Origin of the sequence: Roseateles sp. SL47, from assembly GCF_026625885.1 — a bacterium.
Lineage (GTDB): Bacteria > Pseudomonadota > Gammaproteobacteria > Burkholderiales > Burkholderiaceae_C > Roseateles.
Map to the genome: position 1 here is coordinate 4,601,919 of NZ_CP113068.1, position 16,697 is coordinate 4,618,615.

A 16,697-nucleotide genomic window follows, 5' to 3' on the forward strand; every position below is an offset into this window, starting at 1 on the left:
TCCGTCTGTTGTTTCCGACCTTGTTCCTGACGGGCGCTGCAGCCACTGCCACGCGGCGCCAACCCTTGAGCCGACACCATCATGTTTGACCGCAATCAACACACCCTCGCCAACGTGGACGCGGAAGTCTTTGCCGCGATCCAGCAGGAAACCCAGCGCCAGGAAGATCACATCGAGCTGATCGCTTCCGAGAACTACACCTCCCCGGCGGTGATGCAGGCGCAAGGCAGCCAGCTCACCAACAAGTACGCCGAAGGGTATCCGGGCAAGCGTTACTACGGCGGCTGCGAATATGTGGACATCGTCGAGCAGCTCGCCATCGACCGTCTGAAGCAATTGTTTGGTGCCGAATACGCCAACGTGCAACCCAATTCCGGCTCCCAGGCCAACCAGGGCGTGTTCTTCGCGCTGCTGCAGCCCGGCGACACCATCATGGGCATGAGCCTCGCCGAAGGCGGCCACCTGACCCACGGCATGCCGCTGAACATGAGCGGCAAGTGGTTCAACGTCATCAGCTACGGTCTCAACGACAAGGAAGAGATCGACTATGACGCGATGGAAGCCCTGGCCCGCGAGAAGAAGCCCAAGCTGATCATTGCTGGCGCCTCCGCCTATGCCCTGCGCATCGACTTCGAGCGCTTCTCCCGCATCGCCAAGGAAATCGGCGCCTACTTCATGGTGGACATGGCCCACTATGCCGGCCTGATCGCCGCAGGTGTCTACCCCAACCCGCTGCCTTTTGCGGACGTGGTCACCTCCACCACGCACAAGAGCCTGCGTGGCCCTCGTGGCGGCATCATCCTGATGAACGACGAGGCGATTGCCAAGAAGATCAACTCGGCCATCTTCCCCGGCATCCAGGGCGGCCCGTTGATGCATGTCATCGCCGGCAAGGCGGTGGCCTTCAAGGAAGCGCTGACGCCTGAATTCAAGGCCTACCAGCAACAAGTGGTGGCCAATGCCAAGGTGCTGGCCGAAACCCTGATCGAACGTGGCCTGCGCATCGTCTCCGGCCGGACCGAAAGCCATGTGATGCTGGTGGACCTGCGTCCCAAGGGCCTGACCGGCAAGGAAGCCGAGGCCATCTTGGGCGCCGCCCACATGACCTGCAACAAGAACGGCATCCCGAACGACCCGCAGAAGCCGATGGTCACCAGCGGCATCCGTCTGGGCACTCCGGCCATGACCACGCGTGGTTTCAAGGAAGAACAGGCCCGCCAGACCGCCCACCTGATTGCCGACGTGCTGGACAACCCGCACGACGAGGCCAATCTGGCCAAGGTCCGCGCCCAAGTGGCCGAACTGGCTCGCCAGTTCCCGGTCTACCGCTGAGGCCGCGCGCATGCGTTGCCCGTTCTGTGGCCATGGCGACACCCAGGTGTCGGAAACCCGTGAGTCCGACGAGGGTGACGTTGTGCGTCGGCGCCGCCGGTGCCACTCCTGCGACAAGCGCTTCACCACCTACGAGCGGGCCGACATCGCCCTTCCGATGGTGGTGAAGAAGGACGGCACACGGGCGGATTTTGATGCCTCCAAGCTGCGCGCATCGATGTCCCTGGCCCTGCGCAAGCGGCCGGTGAGCATCGAGCAGATCGACGCCGCGCTGGAGCGCATCCAGGAGAAGCTGCTCACCAGCGGTGCGCGGGAAGTGGCCTCCACCAAGCTGGGCGAGCACGTGATGCGTGAACTCAAGAAGATCGACAAGGTGGCGTATGTGCGCTTCGCGTCGGTCTATCGCAGCTTTGAGGACGTGGATGAGTTCCGACAGTTGATTCGGGACATCTGAACGGCCTCGCGGCCTGCGCTTCTCTCCCTCCATCTGCAACAACGGGCCTTCGGGCCCGTTTCGTTTTTGTGGGTGCGGGTGGTGGGTGCGGATGGGCACACGCCCCCGCTTCATGGGGCCCCCTGCCCCACCCTCAGGGCGAAGCGCGATGGCTGCCTGAATCCTAGAGTGAGGTCTGTGCCGCAGTGCCATCCGGCGGCGGCGTCCCCATTTCGAAAGGGCAGACCGATGACCCCTCCGCACACGACCCTGCTCCGGCGCTGTAACACCCGCCCAACATGCCACGGCTTCACGCTGCTGGAAACCCTGGTGGTGGTGGCGCTGCTCGCGGCGCTGCTGGCCTTTGTGCTGCCGGCCGGCATCCAGTGGCAGCAGCGGCAGCGGCTCTGGCATGCTGCCGAGCAGGTGCTTAGCGACCTGTACCTGGCGCGTGGCGAGGCGCTGCACGGCGCCCGCAACATCATCTTTCGCATCATCCCTTCGGCCGCCGGCAGTTGCTATGTGGTCTTCAGCGGGCCGGTGAACGGCTGCAGCTGCAGTGTGGAAGGTCCCCCCAGTTGCGGCGGTGATGCACGACCGCTGAAAACCGCTCAATGGCCCCACCGTTCAGGTTTTCCGATGCTGATCACCAATGTGCCGTCGATGCTCTTCAGTGGCCGGCAGGGCACCGTGGCCCTCGCGGCCACGCTGCGCATCAGCATCGAGGACGTGGGGGAAGTGCGGCATGTCGTGGGCATCACGGGGCGCATTCGCAGTTGCTCTGCCGGGAAGTCTTTCATGCGCTGGGCCGCTTGCGAAGGAGCGGGGTCATGACACGCGCCTTGCATCCCATCCCGATCGGATTCACCTTGCTGGAACTGATGCTGGCGCTGCTGCTGCTGGGCCTCCTCACCAGCGTGGCCCTGCCGGGCTACCGCAACCATTGGCTGAAAGCCCATCGGGCGGAAGCTGTGGAGGCACTGAACACCCTGCATCTGGCGCAAGAAGCGTTCCGGACCCAACAGACCCGTTATGCCCAGAGCCTGACCGAGCTGATGGCGTCCGAGCTGTCCGCGCAGCAACGCTACCGGCTGCGTGTGCTCCAGGCGTCGGCGGAGGGCTACACGCTGGAAGCCGAGGCCTTGGGAGACCAGGTACAGGACCAGCACTGCCAGCGATTCAGGCTGGTTCAACAGCAGGGGCAGGTCAGCGTCTACGGGCTGGGTGCCGGGCAGACCCTGTCGCCGAGTTGTTGGCCGCAGTGAGGAGGGGATGTCGATGTTCAACTCCCCCTCGCACCAGGACTGCGCAGCCCGTGCGCGAAGCTGGCAGAGTGCGCCACGCGCGAAGCCACCACTGGCGGCCCGAATCTCCGCCTCTGCCGGCTTCACCCTCATCGAATTCATGGTCGGGCTCACCATCGGCTTGGTGGTGGTGGCGGGCGCCTTGAGCTGGGCCGGCCAGAGTCTCGCGGCTCAGGTCCGCCAGCGCCGAAGCTGGCAACTGCATCAGGAGTTGCGGGCCATCGCCTCGCAATTGCAGATGGAATTGCGGCGTGCCGGCGCGCACGGGCGCCCCTCTCAGTTGGTGTGGCGCGCGGACAGGGGGGCCAGTGCCAATCCATTCACAGAGATCAGCGCAAGCGGTGGTGGGTGGAGCGGTGCATCCAGCGGCACCAGTAGCAGCGCTGGAAGCAGCGGGGGTAACCTCGGTAGCAGCGGCACGCTTCGTTTGAACCGGGCCCTGGACCGCGACATCACGCAGCCCGATGCCAGCACCGAGGTCACGTTTCGCTGGCTGGATGGCCGCCTGGACCAGACCATCGGCGGCCGCTTCCAACCGTGGACCGACCCGGCGCTGATGCAGATCAGCGGATTCTCTGCCTCGGTACACAGGGTGCCTCATCCCTTGGGGCCGCCCTGCGCACCCGCTGTGGAGACACGCACGGTGCAGGTTCTGCTGCAAGGGCAGTCCACACAAGACCCAAAGATTCAGCAGCAGTTGGGGCTGTCCGTCCATGTGCGCAACGACCCTGCGCCCATCGCCTCCCCCGACCCCGCGCTTGCAGGAGGCTGCCCATGACCCGCCAGCCCCAACGCGGCGCTTCCACCCTGCTGCTATGCAGCCTCCTGCTCATGGTGCTGGGGCTGGCCGGCCTGTGGAGTGCACGCCATCTGGGCGCGGCGCAGCGCATGGCCGCCACCGACCAACGAGCGGCAATGGCCGTTCAGGCGGCGGATGCCGGGCTGGCCTGGGCCAGCGCCATGCTCAATACCGGCCGCATCGACAACACCTGCCGACCGACCTTCAACAGCGGACAGGATTTGCGTGAACGCGCCCTGCGCACTGATGCGAATGGACACCTCCTGCCCGCGCCGGGGCGCCCAGCCGTCGCGACCTGCATCAACATCGGTGCCCAGCGATGGGATTGCCGCTGCGACGGGCGCCTCCCCGACTCATCACCCTCACCCTTACCCTCATCCTCACCGTCTCAATCGCCCTCGCCCACCCCGGCGCCGCCCCGTGCCCCACAGCCCAGCTTTGCCATCCGCTTCACGGATACCGACACCCCTGGCCAACTGAGCCTCATCTCACGCGGGTGCAGCGAGCCCTCACCCGCCTGCGCCGATCCGGACCTTCCCCCGCCCGACAGCACCGGCCTTGCGGAACACAGCCAGCATCTCGCCCTGCTGAGTGCCCTGCGCCGGCCGCCCGCCAGCCCCCTGGTGGAGGGCAACAACGCCTTTGTTCGGGTCTTTGGCTACCCTTCCAGCCAATACCGCCTTCAACCCGCTCTGACGCGCCTGCGTTGCGGCGCCGACTGCGGACCGGAGTTGCGGCAGGCCTTTGCCCGGGGTCGCCGACTGATCTGGATCGACGGCAGCGTGACCCTTCGGGAAGCGCCGCCGATGCCCGCCTCCCAGGAGCCGGTGGTCCTGCTCGTGGATGGTCAACTGAACATCCAGACCGCCATGGACTTCTCCGGCGTTCTCTACGCCCGCAGCGGTATCCATTGGCAGCCACCTGTTGGCAGCCGTTCCCTGCTGAGAGGCGCAGTCATCACCGAGGGGCAACTCATCCGTCCAGCCGCACCAACGACCATCACACTGGAATGGGATGCCGACCTGCTCAACCGCATCAGTCGGCAGATGGGCAGCTATCTGCCGGTGCCGGGTGGCTGGAGTACACGCCGATGAACCCCATGCACCGCCAAGTCAGCCGCCCCCGCGCCTCTCAAGGGATCGCCCTCCTCGAAGCCCTGATCGCCGCCGCCTTGCTCGCCACCGGGGCGGCAGGTCTCGCCCGCCTGCACACCCGCCTGGCCTCGGCCAGCGATGAAGTCCGTCATCACAGTGAAGCCCTCTGGCTGGCGCAACAGGCGCTGGAGCAGGCACGAGGCCAGGCCTGGGAACTCACTCAGCATTCCGCTGCTCGCTGGACAGGCGCTTCGGCCACGTTCGACATCCAGCGTCAAACCACGCCGGCAGCCCCCGACGGACAGCCCGCCCCTCAGTTGGACGACCCCTTCCCCTTGAACACCACCCAGGTCAGCGTCACCTGGACGGATCGCGCCGGCCAACGCCACATCCTGGAGCTGGAGACCCTGATCTCCTCGAACAGCCCCTCCCTCATCACCTGGCTCACCCAGGCCGAAGGCTAGACTTCCACCATGCATTCCGATTCCTCCCCCACCGACCTCCCACTGTCCCCGCAGGACCTGGACCTTCTCGCGGGCGCCCTGGCGCTGGCCGAGCAGGCCATCGGCCTGACCGACCCCAACCCTCGTGTCGGCTGCATCATCACCAACGCCCAGGGGAACGTCCTGGGCTCGGGTCACACCCAGGCCGCCGGCCAGGCCCATGCGGAGGTCATGGCGCTGCGGGACGTGCAGGCCCGCGGCCATGACGCCCGTGGCGCCACGGCCTACGTCACGCTGGAACCTTGCGCCCATCACGGCCGCACGCCGCCCTGCTGCGACGCCCTGGTGGCGGCCGGCATTGCCCGTGTGGTGGTGGCGCTTCGCGACCCCAACCCGCTCGTTGGAGGCCACGGCCTGGGCCGGCTTCGCGCAGCCGGTGTGCAGACCCATCTGCTGCCAGTCGATCACCCGGTGGCCGTGGCGGCCCGGGAATTGAACATCGGATTTCTCTCCCGCATGGAGCGCGGTCGTCCGTTCGTGCGGATGAAAATCGCCGCTTCGCTGGACGGTCGCACCGCCCTGCACAACGGCGTCAGCCAGTGGATCACCGGCCCCGAGGCCCGTGCGGACGGCCATGCCTGGCGTCGCCGTGCGGGTGCCGTCCTCACCGGCATCGGCACGGCCAAGGAAGACAACCCTCGCCTGGATGTGCGGGAAGTCCCCACCCACCTGCAACCTCAACGGGTGCTGGTCGATTCACGCCTGACCCTGTTCCCGGAGGCCCGCCTGCTGGACGCACCCGGCCACCTGTGGGTCTACCATGCACAGCCTGACGCAGGTGCGCTGGGCCAGGCGCTGATGGCGCGCGGCGCAGCGTTGATCTCGCTGCCCGACCCGCATGGCAAGGTTGACCTGACGGCGATGATCCAGGACCTGGGCCGGCGTGGCATCAATGAATTGCATCTGGAAGCCGGCAACAAACTCAACGGCTCGCTGCTGCGCACCGGGTTGGTCGATGAGCTTCTGGTGTATCTCGCGCCCATGCTGTTGGGGGATGGCCGGGGCATGGTGGATCTGGGCCACCTGACCGCCCTGGACCAGGCGCCTCGTTACACCGTGGTCGATATGCGCCCAGTCGGGCAGGATATTCGCCTGCGTTTGCGCCCGGCTCCGCCGCAGACGCTGCAGCGGTAGCCCCACCCCCGCCCAGTCCTGTCACGCCCGCCTACAATTGCGCCATGCCTATTTCTCCGATTCCTGAGCTGGTGGCCGAACTGGCAGCCGGCCGCATGGTCATCCTGGTCGACGAAGAAGACCGTGAAAACGAGGGTGACCTTGTCCTTGCGGCCGACCATGTCACGCCCGAAGCCATCAACTTCATGGCCAAGTACGGCCGCGGCCTGATCTGCCTCACGCTCACCCGCGAGCGCTGCGAGCAGTTGCAGCTGCCGCCCATGGCCACCCGCAACGGCACCAAGCACGGCACCGCCTTCACCGTGTCGATCGAAGCGGCCACCGGCGTCACCACCGGCATCTCGGCGGCGGACCGCGCTCGTACCGTGCAGGCGGCCGTGGCCCGCAACGCCGTGCCGGCCGACCTGGTGCAGCCCGGCCACATCTTCCCGCTGCAGGCGCAAGATGGCGGCGTGCTGATGCGCGCGGGTCACACCGAAGCCGGTTGCGACCTCTCGCGCATGGCCGGCCTGACCCCTGCCGGCGTGATCTGCGAGATCATGAACGACGACGGCACCATGGCCCGCCTGCCGGATCTGGAAGTGTTCGCCGCGCAGCATGGTCTCAAGATCGGCACCATCGCCGACCTGATCGAATACCGCAGCCGCAATGAATCGCTGGTGCAACGCGTCACCCAGCGGGTGATGGACACCCGCCAGGGCGCATTCAACTGCCACGTCTTCCGCGACCGCACCGGCGGGGTCCACATGGCCCTGGTGACGGGCGAATGGAAGCCGGAAGACGAGGTGCTGGTGCGCGTGCATGAACCCTTCTCCGCCCTGGATCTGCTGGAAGCCGGCCGCTGCGGCCACTCCTGGCCGCTGCCGGAAGCCCTGGCAGCCATCCAGTCGCAAGGGCGCGGCGTGGCCGTGCTGCTGAACTGTGGTGAAGAACCGGACGGTCTGCTGGGCCGCCTGCAAGCGCCGCTGGGCGAAGAGGTCCGCCCTGCGGTGGACCTTCGCACCTACGGCGTCGGCGCGCAGATCCTGCGTGAGCTGGGCGTTCAGCGCATGAAGCTGCTGGGCAGCCCCCGCCGCATGCCCAGCATGACTGGCTATGGGCTGGAAGTGACCGGCTTCCAGGCCGCACAGAACTGCTGAGACGAGGTTTGCATGCAAGGATCTGACAAGGGTCACACGACCACTCTGAACGGCCAGGGCCTGCGCGTGGGCATCGTGCAGGCGCGGTTCAATGACACGCTCACCACCGCGCTGGCCAAAGCCTGCCTGAGCTCGCTCAAGCAGCACGGCGTGGCCGATGCCGACATCCGCCACGTCACGGTGCCGGGCGCACTGGAAGTGCCGGTGGCACTGCAAGCCATGGCCCGCAGCGGACGCTTCGACGCCCTGGTGGCGCTGGGCTGCATCATCCGTGGTGAAACCTACCACTTCGAATTGGTGGCCAATGAAAGCGGCGCTGGCGTCACCCGCCTGACGCTCGATCATGGCCTGCCCATTGCCAATGCCATCCTGACCGTCGAGAACGAAGCCCAGGCCTGGGCGCGTACCGAGGAAAAGGGCCGCGATGCCGGCACCGTCGCGGTCGAAATGGCTCTGCTGCTGAAAGAACTCCAGTGACCTCCAAGGACAACCTCTCCAAACCCGCCCCCAAGCCGGGCGCCAAGCGTCCGGCCGTCAAGTCGGCCCGTCGCCGTGCGCGTGAGCATGCATTGCAAAGCGTCTACCAGTGGCTGCTGACGGGTGACGACCTGGGCGTCATTGATGCCCACACCCGCGAGCAGGAAGGCTTCGACAAGAGCGACCGGGGCCACTACGACAAGCTGTTCACCGGCGCCGTCGAAGAAGCCGCCTCGCTGGACGAAGTGCTGGCCCGCCATGCGGACCGCAAGACCACCGAGCTGTCGCCCATCGAACACGCCATCCTGATGCTGGGGGCCTACGAGCTCAAGCACTGCATCGACATCCCCTACAAGGTGGCCATCAATGAGGCGGTCGAGCTGGCCAAGTCGTTTGGCGGCACCGACGGCCACAAGTACGTCAACGGCGTGCTGGACCGTGCCGCAGAAGACCTGCGCCCGGTCGAGGTGAAGGCCGCACGCGGCTGAACCACCAGCACCACCTGCCCCACCCATCGGAACGGGGCAGGAAGCGGCTGCGGAAGGCCCGCAGCGTCTTGCTCGCCTTATGATGCCTCCACGCTCATACCCCATGAGCCCGCATCGTCAGCGCGACTCCTGCTTGGACGATGTGGAGATGAGATCACCGCCGCCATGTCGCACGCCATCCACCTTGCCAGCCGCGTAGACCGCATCCAGCCCTTCTACGTCATGGAATGCGCCAAGCGCGCCGACGAGATTGCACGCTCCGCCGTCTGCGACCCGGGCCAGGGTGGCCGGCACATGATCTATCTGAACATCGGCGAACCGGACTTCGGTGCCAGTGCCGCTGTCCGCGAGGCGGCATCGCGCTTCACCGCCGCCGGTCAGGTGCCCTACACCCAGGCCACCGGCCTCGTGGCCCTGCGCCAGCGCCTGTCCGACTGGTACCGCAACACCCAGAACCTCAACATCGCGCCGGAGCGCATCGTGATCACCGCCGGGGCGTCGGCGGCGTTGCAGCTCGCCTGCCTCGCCCTCTTCGAGCGTGGGGATGAAGTGCTCATGCCGGACCCCAGCTATCCGTGCAACCGGCATTTCGTTGCTGCGGTGGATGCCACCCCGGTCCTGCTGCCGGCGGGCGCCGATCAACGCTTCCAGCTGAACCTGGCCCAGGTGCAGCAGCACTGGACCGACCAGAGCCGCGGTGTGCTGCTGGCCTCGCCCAGCAACCCGACCGGCACTTCCATCGCCCCGGACGAACTCGCCCGCATCCATGCCTTTGTGCGCGAGCGCGGCGGCGTCACCGTGGTGGACGAGATCTACCAGGCCCTGAGTTATGACGACCGCTACCGCCGCAGCGCCCTGGCGCTGGGCGATGACGTGGTGTCCATCAACAGTTTCTCCAAATATTTCGGGATGACCGGCTGGCGTCTGGGCTGGCTGGTGCTGCCCGACAGCATGGTCTATCCGGTGGAGAAACTGGCCCAGAACCTCTACATCTGCCCGTCCACCATCGCCCAGAAGGCCGCGCTGGCCAACTTCGAGCCAGCATCACTGACCGAATTTGAACGCCGCCGCGACGAACTGCGCCGCCGTCGCGACATGGTTGTGCCCGCTCTGAACGCCATGGGCCTGCCCGTCCCGGTCCTGCCGGATGGCGCCTTTTATGCCTGGGCCGACGCTTCCGGCACCGGCCTGGGCAGTTGGGACCTCTGCATGGACCTCATGCAGCATGCCCAGGTGGCCCTCACCCCGGGCCGTGACTTTGGCCCGGCCTTCGGCGAGCGCTTCCTGCGCCTCTCGTTTGCCAGCAGCATGGACGATCTGCGTGAGGCCCTGGAGCGCATCCGTGTGCGCCTGGGCCAATTGACCTCCTCATGACCAGCACTGCCCTCCTCGACCTGAATCTCACCAGCCAGATCCCGCACCTGCCGGCCTTCCAGCATGAGCTGCGCATCTACTGGGAAGACACCGACGCCGGTGGCGTGGTCTTTTATGCCAACTACCTGAAATTCATGGAGCGCGCCCGCACCGAATGGCTGCGCGCCCTGGGCTTTGAGCAGGAAGTGATGCGCCGTGATGAAGGGCTGATGTTTGTGGTCAGCGACACCGCCTTGCGCTACCTCGCACCCGCACGGCTGGACGACTGGCTGCGCGTCACCGTCCACCCCACCGAGATCGGCCGGGTCAGCCTCACCATCGACCAGCAGGTCTGGCGCGGTGAGACCCTGCTTACCGTCGGCCGTATCCGCATCGGCTGTGTGGATGCCGCCAGCCTCAAGCCGGCCAGGATCCCGGCACGTATCCTGCAATGCCTGCAGCGCTGAAAGGGTTCAGCCAACATCCGGACACAGTACCGGTCGCATTTCGAGCAAAAATTACCCGTTTACAGACAGCCACCAGCGCCGACCTGGCGTCGGCCCCTTGTTGACCTCACGCTGACTTCATGAACCAAGACCTTTCCATCATCTCCCTGATCATGCATGCCAGCCTGACGGTGCAGCTGGTCATTGCCGCGCTGCTGCTGGTGTCGCTGGCCAGCTGGAGCGTCATCTTCAGCAAGCTGATCTCGCTGTCTCGCGTGAAGGCCCGCAACGAGGGCTTCGAGCATGAATTCTGGTCGGGCAAGAACCTCAACGACCTCTACAACAGCGTCTCCAACCACCAGGACGGGGCGCCGCTGGAGCGCATCTTCGCTTCCGGCATGCGCGAATTCCTGAAGCTGCGTGAACGCCGCGTGGTGGAGCCGACCGCCCTGCTGGACGGCGCCCGCCGCGCCATGCGAGCCAGCTTCCAGCGTGAACTGGATGCGATGGAATCCCACCTCTCCTTCCTGGCTTCGGTGGGTTCGGTCTCCCCGTATGTGGGCCTGTTCGGCACCATCTGGGGGATCATGCATGCCTTCGTCGGCCTGTCCAACCTGACCCAGGTCACGCTGGCCACCGTGGCCCCCGGCATTGCGGAAGCGCTGGTCGCTACCGCCATCGGCCTGTTTGCCGCCATCCCGGCCGTGCTGGCCTACAACCGTTTTGCCCGTCAGATCGACCGCAACGCCATCACGCTGGAAACCTTTATCGAAGAGTTCTCCAACATCCTGCAGCGCAATGCCGGCCAGCCGGCACCCGCCGCCGCCCGCTGAAGCTGACGCACGGAACACACCGCCATGCCCGCGATGTCCTCCCGCAGCGGCTCCCGCCGCCGCACCATGAATGAAATCAACATGGTGCCCTTCATCGACGTGATGCTGGTCCTGCTCATCATCTTCATGGTGAGTGCGCCGCTGATCACCACCGGCGTGGTGGACCTGCCCAGCGTCGGCACCAGCAAACAGCAGCCCGCCCATGTGATCCAGGTGGTCGTTGGCAAAGACGAGCAGTTGAAGATCAAGCTCGACGGCGACCAGGACCCGCAGCCCGTCCCCCTGAAGGCCCTCGCTGCCCGGGTCAAGGATGCCCAGGCGGGGGATGCCAACACCCCGGTGGTGATCTCGGCCGACCGCAACGTGAAATACGAAGCGGTGGTCAAGACCATGGATGTGCTGCAACGCGCCGGCATCCAGCGTGTGGGTCTGTCGGTCAAGAACGGTCCGTCGGACAACTGATCGCCCATGAGCAGTCTTGTTTCCCGTTTCCCGATGGACCGCGACCCGCTGCGGCCGCCGCCCGCCCCCGGGCTGGGCCGCGGCGTGGTCTTTGCCCTGATCGCCCATGGGCTGCTGGTGCTGGCCCTGAGCCTGGGGGTGAGCTGGCGCTCGGCGCCGATCCCGGCGGCGGAGGCCGAGCTGTGGGCGTCGGTGCCGGTGGCCGCCGCGCCCAAGGAGCAATTGCCGCCCGAGGAAAGCCCGCCGCCCAGGCCCGAACCCCAGCCCGAGCCCGAGCCGCCCAAGCCTCAGCAGCCGACGCCGGAAGAGGTGCAGGCCCAGCGTGACGCGGAAATCGCCATCGCCAAGGCCAAGGAGCGCAAGCTGAAGGAAGAGCAGGAGCAGCGCGAGGCCGAGGACAAAAAGCGCAAGCTCGAACAGCAGAAGAAGGACGAGGCCGAGAAGCAGGACAAGCTGGAGCGCGACCGCAAGGAAAAGGAAGCCCAGGCCAAGAAGGACAAGGCTGAGCAGGCGGACAAGGCCAAGGCGGAGAAGGCTCGCAAGGACGCCGAGGCCCGGGCCGAGCAGGCGCGCCAGGAGAACCTGAAGCGCATCATGGGCATGGCCGGCGCGACCGGCGCGCCCAACGCCACGGGCACGGCGCAGAAGAGCGCGGGCCCGTCGGCCAACTACGCTGGCCGGATCAAGGCGCGGGTGAAGCCCAACATCGTCTATGCGGACCCCGGCGGCGCCGCCAATCCGGAAGCGGAGGTGGAAGTACGCTGCAGCCCGGACGGCACCATCATCGCCCGGCGCATCGTGAAGTCCAGCGGCCTGCCGGACTATGACGCGGCCGTGCTGCGTGCGCTGGACAAGACGGAAGTGCTGCCCCGCGACACGGACGGCACCGTGCCCCGCCTGATGGTGATCACGTTCCGCCCCCGCGAGTAGGCGGGCTCAGTCCAACTGCCCCGCCCCCATCCGGATTTCCTGGCCGGTCAGCGCGGTGGCCAGGGCCAGCCGGGTGGCGGCCACCAGCGTCTCCAGCGGCAGGCTGGCAGCCCCGGGGTGATGGGCTGCCTGCTGCGGCAGATAGGGGATGTGCATGAAGCCGCTGGGCACGCCCTGCCCCACCAGCCGGTGCTGCAAGCCGTAAAAGACGTGGTTGCAGACAAAGGTCCCGGCCGTCTGCGACACCGACGCCGGGTAACCGGCCGCCCGCAGGGCCGCCACCATGGCCTTGATCGGCAGCGTGCTGAAATAGGCGGCCGGGCCTTGCACCACCACCGGCTCGTCCACCGGCTGAGCGCCGGCATTGTCCGGAATGCGCGCATCGTCCACATTGATGGCCACGCGCTCCAGGGACAGGTCACACCGCCCGCCCGCCTGGCCCACGGCCAGCACCACGGTCGGCCGGACCCGCACCAGCGCCTCGTCCAGCCGCTCCAGGGCCCTGCCAAACACACAAGGCAGCTGCACCGCCACCACCCGCGCATCGGCGATCACCTCGCCGTTGAGGGCCTGGGCCAATTCCCAGGACGGATTGAGGACCTCGCCACCAAACGGTTCGAAGCCAGTGATCAGGATGTTCTTCACGGAACACAGTCTAGCGGGCCCTCCCAATACTTTTCCTCGTGATGCAAGCCCCACAAACGGGTTAGGCTTAGGCCTGAGGCGTCCCTTTGCCTTGTCAAGAACACCTGCGGAGACCGCTACATGTCCCACCCGTCCGTGCCACTGCAATGGCCCCACACCGAGCCGGGAGCGCTGCCCGAAGCCGATCAGCCGGCTTCCGTCGCGCCTGCATCGGTGGGCCGCGGGGCTGTGCGTCGCAGTGCGGACAACGAGTTTGAATGGCCCACCCCGCCGTTCGCCGCCTACCCCCGCCCCAAGGCCCAGCTCGATCCGCTGGCCTGCGAAATCCTCGGCCTGAACGGTAGCCGCACGGTCGGCAAGGTCATCCTGATGGTGCCGCAGGAGCGGCTGGCGCAGGTGCTGGTGCCGCCGGCTCGCAACGCCATGCCCTTGAAGTTTTCGCAGTTCAAGGCGCTCAAGCTGCTGCATGCCATCGAGGTTCCGCCCCGTGACCCGTCGTCCTCGGTCAACGACCCACTGTCGCTGGATCAGCGCCCGCGCAGCGAGTTCCGGCTGGTGTATCAAGGCGGTGAAGAATTCAAAGGCACCACCATCGGCCATGTGGAATCCGATCTGGGCCTCTTCCTGTTCCCACCCGTCAGCGAAACCAGCGACTGGGTCCGCTGCATGTTTGTCCCGCGGGAGGTGCTGACCAGCTACGAGGTCGGTGACCGCATCGGCGACCTGCTGGTGCGGGAGCAGGTGGCCACGCTGGATCAGGTGGAAGAAGCCGTGCAGGAACAGAAAGACCTGCGCGACCGCCGCGTGGGCGACATCCTGGTGGCCCAGCAGATTGTCAGCAGCGAACAGCTGATGCAGGCCATCGAACAACAGGCCAGGATGCCGATGGTGCGCATCGGCGAAGCGCTGCTGGCGCTGGAACTGGTCACGCAGGCTCAGCTGGACGAGGCGCTGGCCCAGCAGAAGAACGACCGTTCCGTGCCGCTGGGCGAACTGCTGGTGCGCAAAGGTGTGGTCACCCGCGCCCAATTGCAGTCGGCCCTGGCCCGCAAGATGGGCTATCCGCTGGTGGATGTGGATCATTTCGCCATGGAGCCGGATGCGGTGCGCAAGCTGCCGCTGTCGGTGGCGCGGCGGCTGGAGGTGCTACCGCTGGTGCTGCGCGACGGGCGCCTGATCGTCGCGATGGAAGATCCCACCCGGCGTGACTGCATCGACGAAGTGGAATTCATCACCCAGCTCAAGGTGGTGCCGGCGCTGGCGCGGGTGGGTTCACTGCAGTTTGCACTGCCCACGGCCTATGACCGCTTTGGCAACCAGGGCCCCGCCGGTCGAGACGCCGGCCTGCCGCCCCTGGGCATGGACTTCGAGCTGGACAGCTCGGACAAGCTGATCGAAACCCTGGAGCGCGAAGGCCAGGAGCAGGTGGCCCGGGAGGCCGCCCGCGAGGAAGAGCGCCCCATCGAACAGAGCGACAACTCGCTGGTCCGGCTGATCAACAGCATGATCATCGACGCGCAGGCGCAGCATGTGTCGGACATCCACATCGAAACCTATCCTGGCAAGGAGAAGGTTCGCATCCGCTTCCGCAAGGACGGCGTGCTCCAGTCCCACCTGGAATTGCCGCACACCTACCGCAGCGCGCTGATTGCCCGGATCAAGATCATGTGCGACCTCGACATCTCCGAGCGCCGCAAACCGCAGGACGGCAAGATCAACTTTGCGCGCTTCTCCCCTCAGCATCCCATCGAGCTGCGGGTGGCCACCATTCCGACCAACAATGGCCTGGAAGACGTGGTGATGCGGATCCTGGCCTCGGCCAAGCCGATCCCGATGGAGAAGCTGGGCCTGTCGGACTACAACTTCGAGCAGCTCAAGGTGGCTTCGAGCCGCCCCTACGGCATGGTGCTGTGCGTGGGCCCGACCGGTTCCGGCAAAACCACGACGCTGCATTCGGTGCTGGCGCAGATCAACACGCCGGACCGCAAGGTCTGGACGGCCGAGGACCCGGTCGAAATCACGCAGGCCGGGCTGCGGCAGGTGCAGGTCAACCCCAAGATCGACTGGACCTTCGCCAAGGCGCTGAGAGCGTTCCTGCGGGCGGACCCGGACGTGATCATGGTGGGTGAAATCCGGGATGAAGAAACCGCCGAGATTGCGGTGGAAGCCTCCCTCACCGGTCACCTGGTGCTGTCCACCCTGCACACCAACAGCGCACCGGAAACCGTGACCCGTCTGCTGGACATGGGCATGGACCCCTTCAACTTCGCCGACTCGCTGCTGGCGGTGCTGGCCCAGCGGCTGGTACGCCGCCTCTGCCCAGCCTGCCGCAAGGCCGAGCCCATGCCGGAGGCCACGCTGAACGAGTTGCTGGACGACTATCTGCATGTGTTCTCCCCGGAGAACCGCCCGGCCCGCGAATCGGTGCTGGCCCAGTGGCAAGGCACCTATGGTCAGCCGGGTCTGCTGCACTATCACAGCCCGGGATGCGCCAAGTGTGACAACACCGGCTACAAGGGCCGCGCGGGTCTGCATGAGTTGCTGGTGGTTTCCCGCACCCTGCGCCGCCTGATCCAGACCGGGTCACGGGCCGAAGAACTGATGCATCAGGGCATGGCCGAAGGCATGCGGACCTTGCGCCAGGACGGGATTGCCAAGGTGCTGCAGGGGGTCACCACGCTGAGCGAGGTGCGGGCGACAAGCAATCAGTAAGGGGCTGGAGGGTTCGGCGGCCTGTCAGACCGGGGACGGCTGCACGGAGCCCTGCGGTGAAGCCGTCAGGTGGAACATCAGGTCGCCGGGGTCGTAGCTGTACAGTAAAGGCGCCTCCGCTTGCACCTGACGGTAGCCGGACCGAAGCAGCAGCGCCTGGCATCTTGTGTTGGCAGGAAGCGTCGTGGCCCAGAAGCTGCCCACGGCATGGGTGTTCTGAATCTCACGATGGAGCCAGGCCAGTGCCTCATTGGCATGGCCTTTGCCCCAGTGCTTCGGGCCCAACAAAAAAGCCACCTCGGCGATCGAGTCATGGAGCGTCGCCTCCAGGCGCCCGAGCATTTCATGGGTGGCTCCGTCACGCACGAGGAAATTCAGCCAATGTTCATTTGGGGCTGTCGGGCCTGGGCCCCGCAAGGCCCTCTCCCGGTCCCGAACGAAGTCTTCCCGCGACGGCAGCCCGCCGATGTGCTCGTAAACCTGCGGATGGCGAAGGCAAGCGGCAAGCTCAGAGAGATGATCTGCACGGAGTGGTTCGATGAGCAGGCGAGCCTTCATGGTCGTTCCTGTGTGCAGCGCACAATGATCCTGGCTTGATGGCAGCTGATGAACC

General features: G+C 66.3%; 19 protein-coding genes. 17 read left to right on the forward strand and 2 right to left on the reverse strand.

Annotation, left to right across the window (positions count from 1 at the left end):
- Positions 1 to 81: 81 nt before the first annotated feature.
- The 16 genes from glyA to tolA all read left to right on the forward strand — a co-directional run bounded on the left by glyA (position 82) and on the right by tolA (position 12,727).
- Positions 82 to 1,332: a serine hydroxymethyltransferase gene (gene glyA, locus OU995_RS19895; protein ID WP_267831813.1), complete on the forward strand. Its 1,251-nt coding sequence runs from the start codon at positions 82 to 84 to the stop codon at positions 1,330 to 1,332.
- 10 nt (positions 1,333 to 1,342) lie between these two features.
- A complete protein-coding gene (nrdR, locus tag OU995_RS19900) occupies positions 1,343 to 1,786 on the forward strand; it encodes a transcriptional regulator NrdR (RefSeq protein WP_267831814.1) in 444 nt (147 codons plus the stop codon).
- Positions 1,787 to 2,014: 228 nt separating this feature from the next.
- Positions 2,015 to 2,599: a prepilin-type N-terminal cleavage/methylation domain-containing protein gene (locus tag OU995_RS19905; RefSeq protein WP_267831816.1), complete on the forward strand. Its 585-nt coding sequence runs from the start codon at positions 2,015 to 2,017 to the stop codon at positions 2,597 to 2,599.
- Positions 2,596 to 3,030 (forward strand): type IV pilin protein, encoded by a 435-nt coding sequence (locus OU995_RS19910; protein WP_267831818.1) that lies wholly within the window; start codon positions 2,596 to 2,598, stop codon positions 3,028 to 3,030. Before OU995_RS19905 ends, OU995_RS19910 begins: the two co-directional genes overlap by 4 nt.
- Positions 3,031 to 3,043: 13 nt before the next feature.
- The gene (locus tag OU995_RS19915) at positions 3,044 to 3,847 is read left to right on the forward strand and encodes a PilW family protein (protein WP_267831820.1); all 804 of its coding nucleotides are present in this window, start codon (positions 3,044 to 3,046) and stop codon (positions 3,845 to 3,847) included.
- Positions 3,844 to 4,962, forward strand: a complete 1,119-nt coding sequence (locus OU995_RS19920; RefSeq protein WP_267831821.1) for a hypothetical protein — start codon at positions 3,844 to 3,846, stop codon at positions 4,960 to 4,962. Before OU995_RS19915 ends, OU995_RS19920 begins: the two co-directional genes overlap by 4 nt.
- Positions 4,959 to 5,426 (forward strand): hypothetical protein, encoded by a 468-nt coding sequence (locus OU995_RS19925; protein WP_267831822.1) that lies wholly within the window; start codon positions 4,959 to 4,961, stop codon positions 5,424 to 5,426. The genes OU995_RS19920 and OU995_RS19925 overlap by 4 nt, the downstream gene beginning before the upstream one ends.
- Before the next feature lie 9 nt (positions 5,427 to 5,435).
- The gene (gene ribD / locus OU995_RS19930; protein WP_267831823.1) at positions 5,436 to 6,599 is read left to right on the forward strand and encodes a bifunctional diaminohydroxyphosphoribosylaminopyrimidine deaminase/5-amino-6-(5-phosphoribosylamino)uracil reductase RibD; all 1,164 of its coding nucleotides are present in this window, start codon (positions 5,436 to 5,438) and stop codon (positions 6,597 to 6,599) included.
- Between the two features lie 44 nt (positions 6,600 to 6,643).
- Positions 6,644 to 7,738: a bifunctional 3,4-dihydroxy-2-butanone-4-phosphate synthase/GTP cyclohydrolase II gene (gene ribBA / locus OU995_RS19935; RefSeq protein WP_267831824.1), complete on the forward strand. Its 1,095-nt coding sequence runs from the start codon at positions 6,644 to 6,646 to the stop codon at positions 7,736 to 7,738.
- Between the two features lie 12 nt (positions 7,739 to 7,750).
- A complete protein-coding gene (gene ribH, locus OU995_RS19940; protein ID WP_267831826.1) occupies positions 7,751 to 8,215 on the forward strand; it encodes a 6,7-dimethyl-8-ribityllumazine synthase in 465 nt (154 codons plus the stop codon).
- The gene (gene nusB / locus OU995_RS19945; RefSeq protein WP_267831827.1) at positions 8,212 to 8,703 is read left to right on the forward strand and encodes a transcription antitermination factor NusB; all 492 of its coding nucleotides are present in this window, start codon (positions 8,212 to 8,214) and stop codon (positions 8,701 to 8,703) included. The genes ribH and nusB overlap by 4 nt, the downstream gene beginning before the upstream one ends.
- Before the next feature lie 177 nt (positions 8,704 to 8,880).
- On the forward strand, positions 8,881 to 10,077 hold the full coding sequence (locus OU995_RS19950; RefSeq protein WP_267836310.1) for a pyridoxal phosphate-dependent aminotransferase: 1,197 nt from the start codon (positions 8,881 to 8,883) through the stop codon (positions 10,075 to 10,077).
- On the forward strand, positions 10,074 to 10,523 hold the full coding sequence (gene ybgC, locus OU995_RS19955; protein WP_267831829.1) for a tol-pal system-associated acyl-CoA thioesterase: 450 nt from the start codon (positions 10,074 to 10,076) through the stop codon (positions 10,521 to 10,523). Before OU995_RS19950 ends, ybgC begins: the two co-directional genes overlap by 4 nt.
- Before the next feature lie 119 nt (positions 10,524 to 10,642).
- The gene (tolQ, locus tag OU995_RS19960) at positions 10,643 to 11,335 is read left to right on the forward strand and encodes a protein TolQ (RefSeq protein WP_267831831.1); all 693 of its coding nucleotides are present in this window, start codon (positions 10,643 to 10,645) and stop codon (positions 11,333 to 11,335) included.
- Between the two features lie 24 nt (positions 11,336 to 11,359).
- Entirely contained in the window at positions 11,360 to 11,797 is a 438-nt protein-coding gene (tolR, locus tag OU995_RS19965) for a protein TolR (protein WP_267831833.1), read from the forward strand.
- Between the two features lie 6 nt (positions 11,798 to 11,803).
- Positions 11,804 to 12,727, forward strand: coding sequence for a cell envelope integrity protein TolA (gene tolA / locus OU995_RS19970; RefSeq protein ID WP_267831835.1), 924 nt, complete (start codon positions 11,804 to 11,806; stop codon positions 12,725 to 12,727).
- Between the two features lie 6 nt (positions 12,728 to 12,733).
- Here tolA and pcp read toward each other — a convergent pair whose 3' ends face one another.
- On the reverse strand, positions 12,734 to 13,372 hold the full coding sequence (gene pcp / locus OU995_RS19975) for a pyroglutamyl-peptidase I (RefSeq protein ID WP_267831836.1): 639 nt from the start codon (positions 13,370 to 13,372) through the stop codon (positions 12,734 to 12,736).
- Positions 13,373 to 14,188: 816 nt separating this feature from the next.
- On the opposite strand from pcp, the gene OU995_RS19980 reads away from it, so the two are divergent.
- Positions 14,189 to 16,084, forward strand: a complete 1,896-nt coding sequence (locus OU995_RS19980) for a GspE/PulE family protein (RefSeq protein WP_267836311.1) — start codon at positions 14,189 to 14,191, stop codon at positions 16,082 to 16,084.
- A gap of 24 nt (positions 16,085 to 16,108) precedes the next feature.
- On the opposite strand, the gene OU995_RS19985 is transcribed toward OU995_RS19980, so the two are convergent.
- A complete protein-coding gene (locus OU995_RS19985; protein WP_267831838.1) occupies positions 16,109 to 16,642 on the reverse strand; it encodes a GNAT family N-acetyltransferase in 534 nt (177 codons plus the stop codon).
- Positions 16,643 to 16,697: the final 55 nt, after the last annotated feature.

Coding starts and splice junctions, on each gene's coding strand:
- tolR (WP_267831833.1), top strand. CDS start 11,360: ATGCCCGCGATGTCCTCCCGCAGCGGCTCCCGCCGCCGCACCATGAAT.
- ribD (WP_267831823.1), top strand. CDS start 5,436: ATGCATTCCGATTCCTCCCCCACCGACCTCCCACTGTCCCCGCAGGAC.
- OU995_RS19905 (WP_267831816.1), top strand. CDS start 2,015: ATGACCCCTCCGCACACGACCCTGCTCCGGCGCTGTAACACCCGCCCA.
- OU995_RS19920 (WP_267831821.1), top strand. CDS start 3,844: ATGACCCGCCAGCCCCAACGCGGCGCTTCCACCCTGCTGCTATGCAGC.
- ybgC (WP_267831829.1), top strand. CDS start 10,074: ATGACCAGCACTGCCCTCCTCGACCTGAATCTCACCAGCCAGATCCCG.
- OU995_RS19985 (WP_267831838.1), bottom strand. CDS start 16,642: ATGAAGGCTCGCCTGCTCATCGAACCACTCCGTGCAGATCATCTCTCT.
- ribBA (WP_267831824.1), top strand. CDS start 6,644: ATGCCTATTTCTCCGATTCCTGAGCTGGTGGCCGAACTGGCAGCCGGC.
- nrdR (WP_267831814.1), top strand. CDS start 1,343: ATGCGTTGCCCGTTCTGTGGCCATGGCGACACCCAGGTGTCGGAAACC.
- glyA (WP_267831813.1), top strand. CDS start 82: ATGTTTGACCGCAATCAACACACCCTCGCCAACGTGGACGCGGAAGTC.
- OU995_RS19915 (WP_267831820.1), top strand. CDS start 3,044: ATGTTCAACTCCCCCTCGCACCAGGACTGCGCAGCCCGTGCGCGAAGC.
- tolA (WP_267831835.1), top strand. CDS start 11,804: ATGAGCAGTCTTGTTTCCCGTTTCCCGATGGACCGCGACCCGCTGCGG.
- ribH (WP_267831826.1), top strand. CDS start 7,751: ATGCAAGGATCTGACAAGGGTCACACGACCACTCTGAACGGCCAGGGC.
- tolQ (WP_267831831.1), top strand. CDS start 10,643: ATGAACCAAGACCTTTCCATCATCTCCCTGATCATGCATGCCAGCCTG.
- OU995_RS19925 (WP_267831822.1), top strand. CDS start 4,959: ATGAACCCCATGCACCGCCAAGTCAGCCGCCCCCGCGCCTCTCAAGGG.
- OU995_RS19910 (WP_267831818.1), top strand. CDS start 2,596: ATGACACGCGCCTTGCATCCCATCCCGATCGGATTCACCTTGCTGGAA.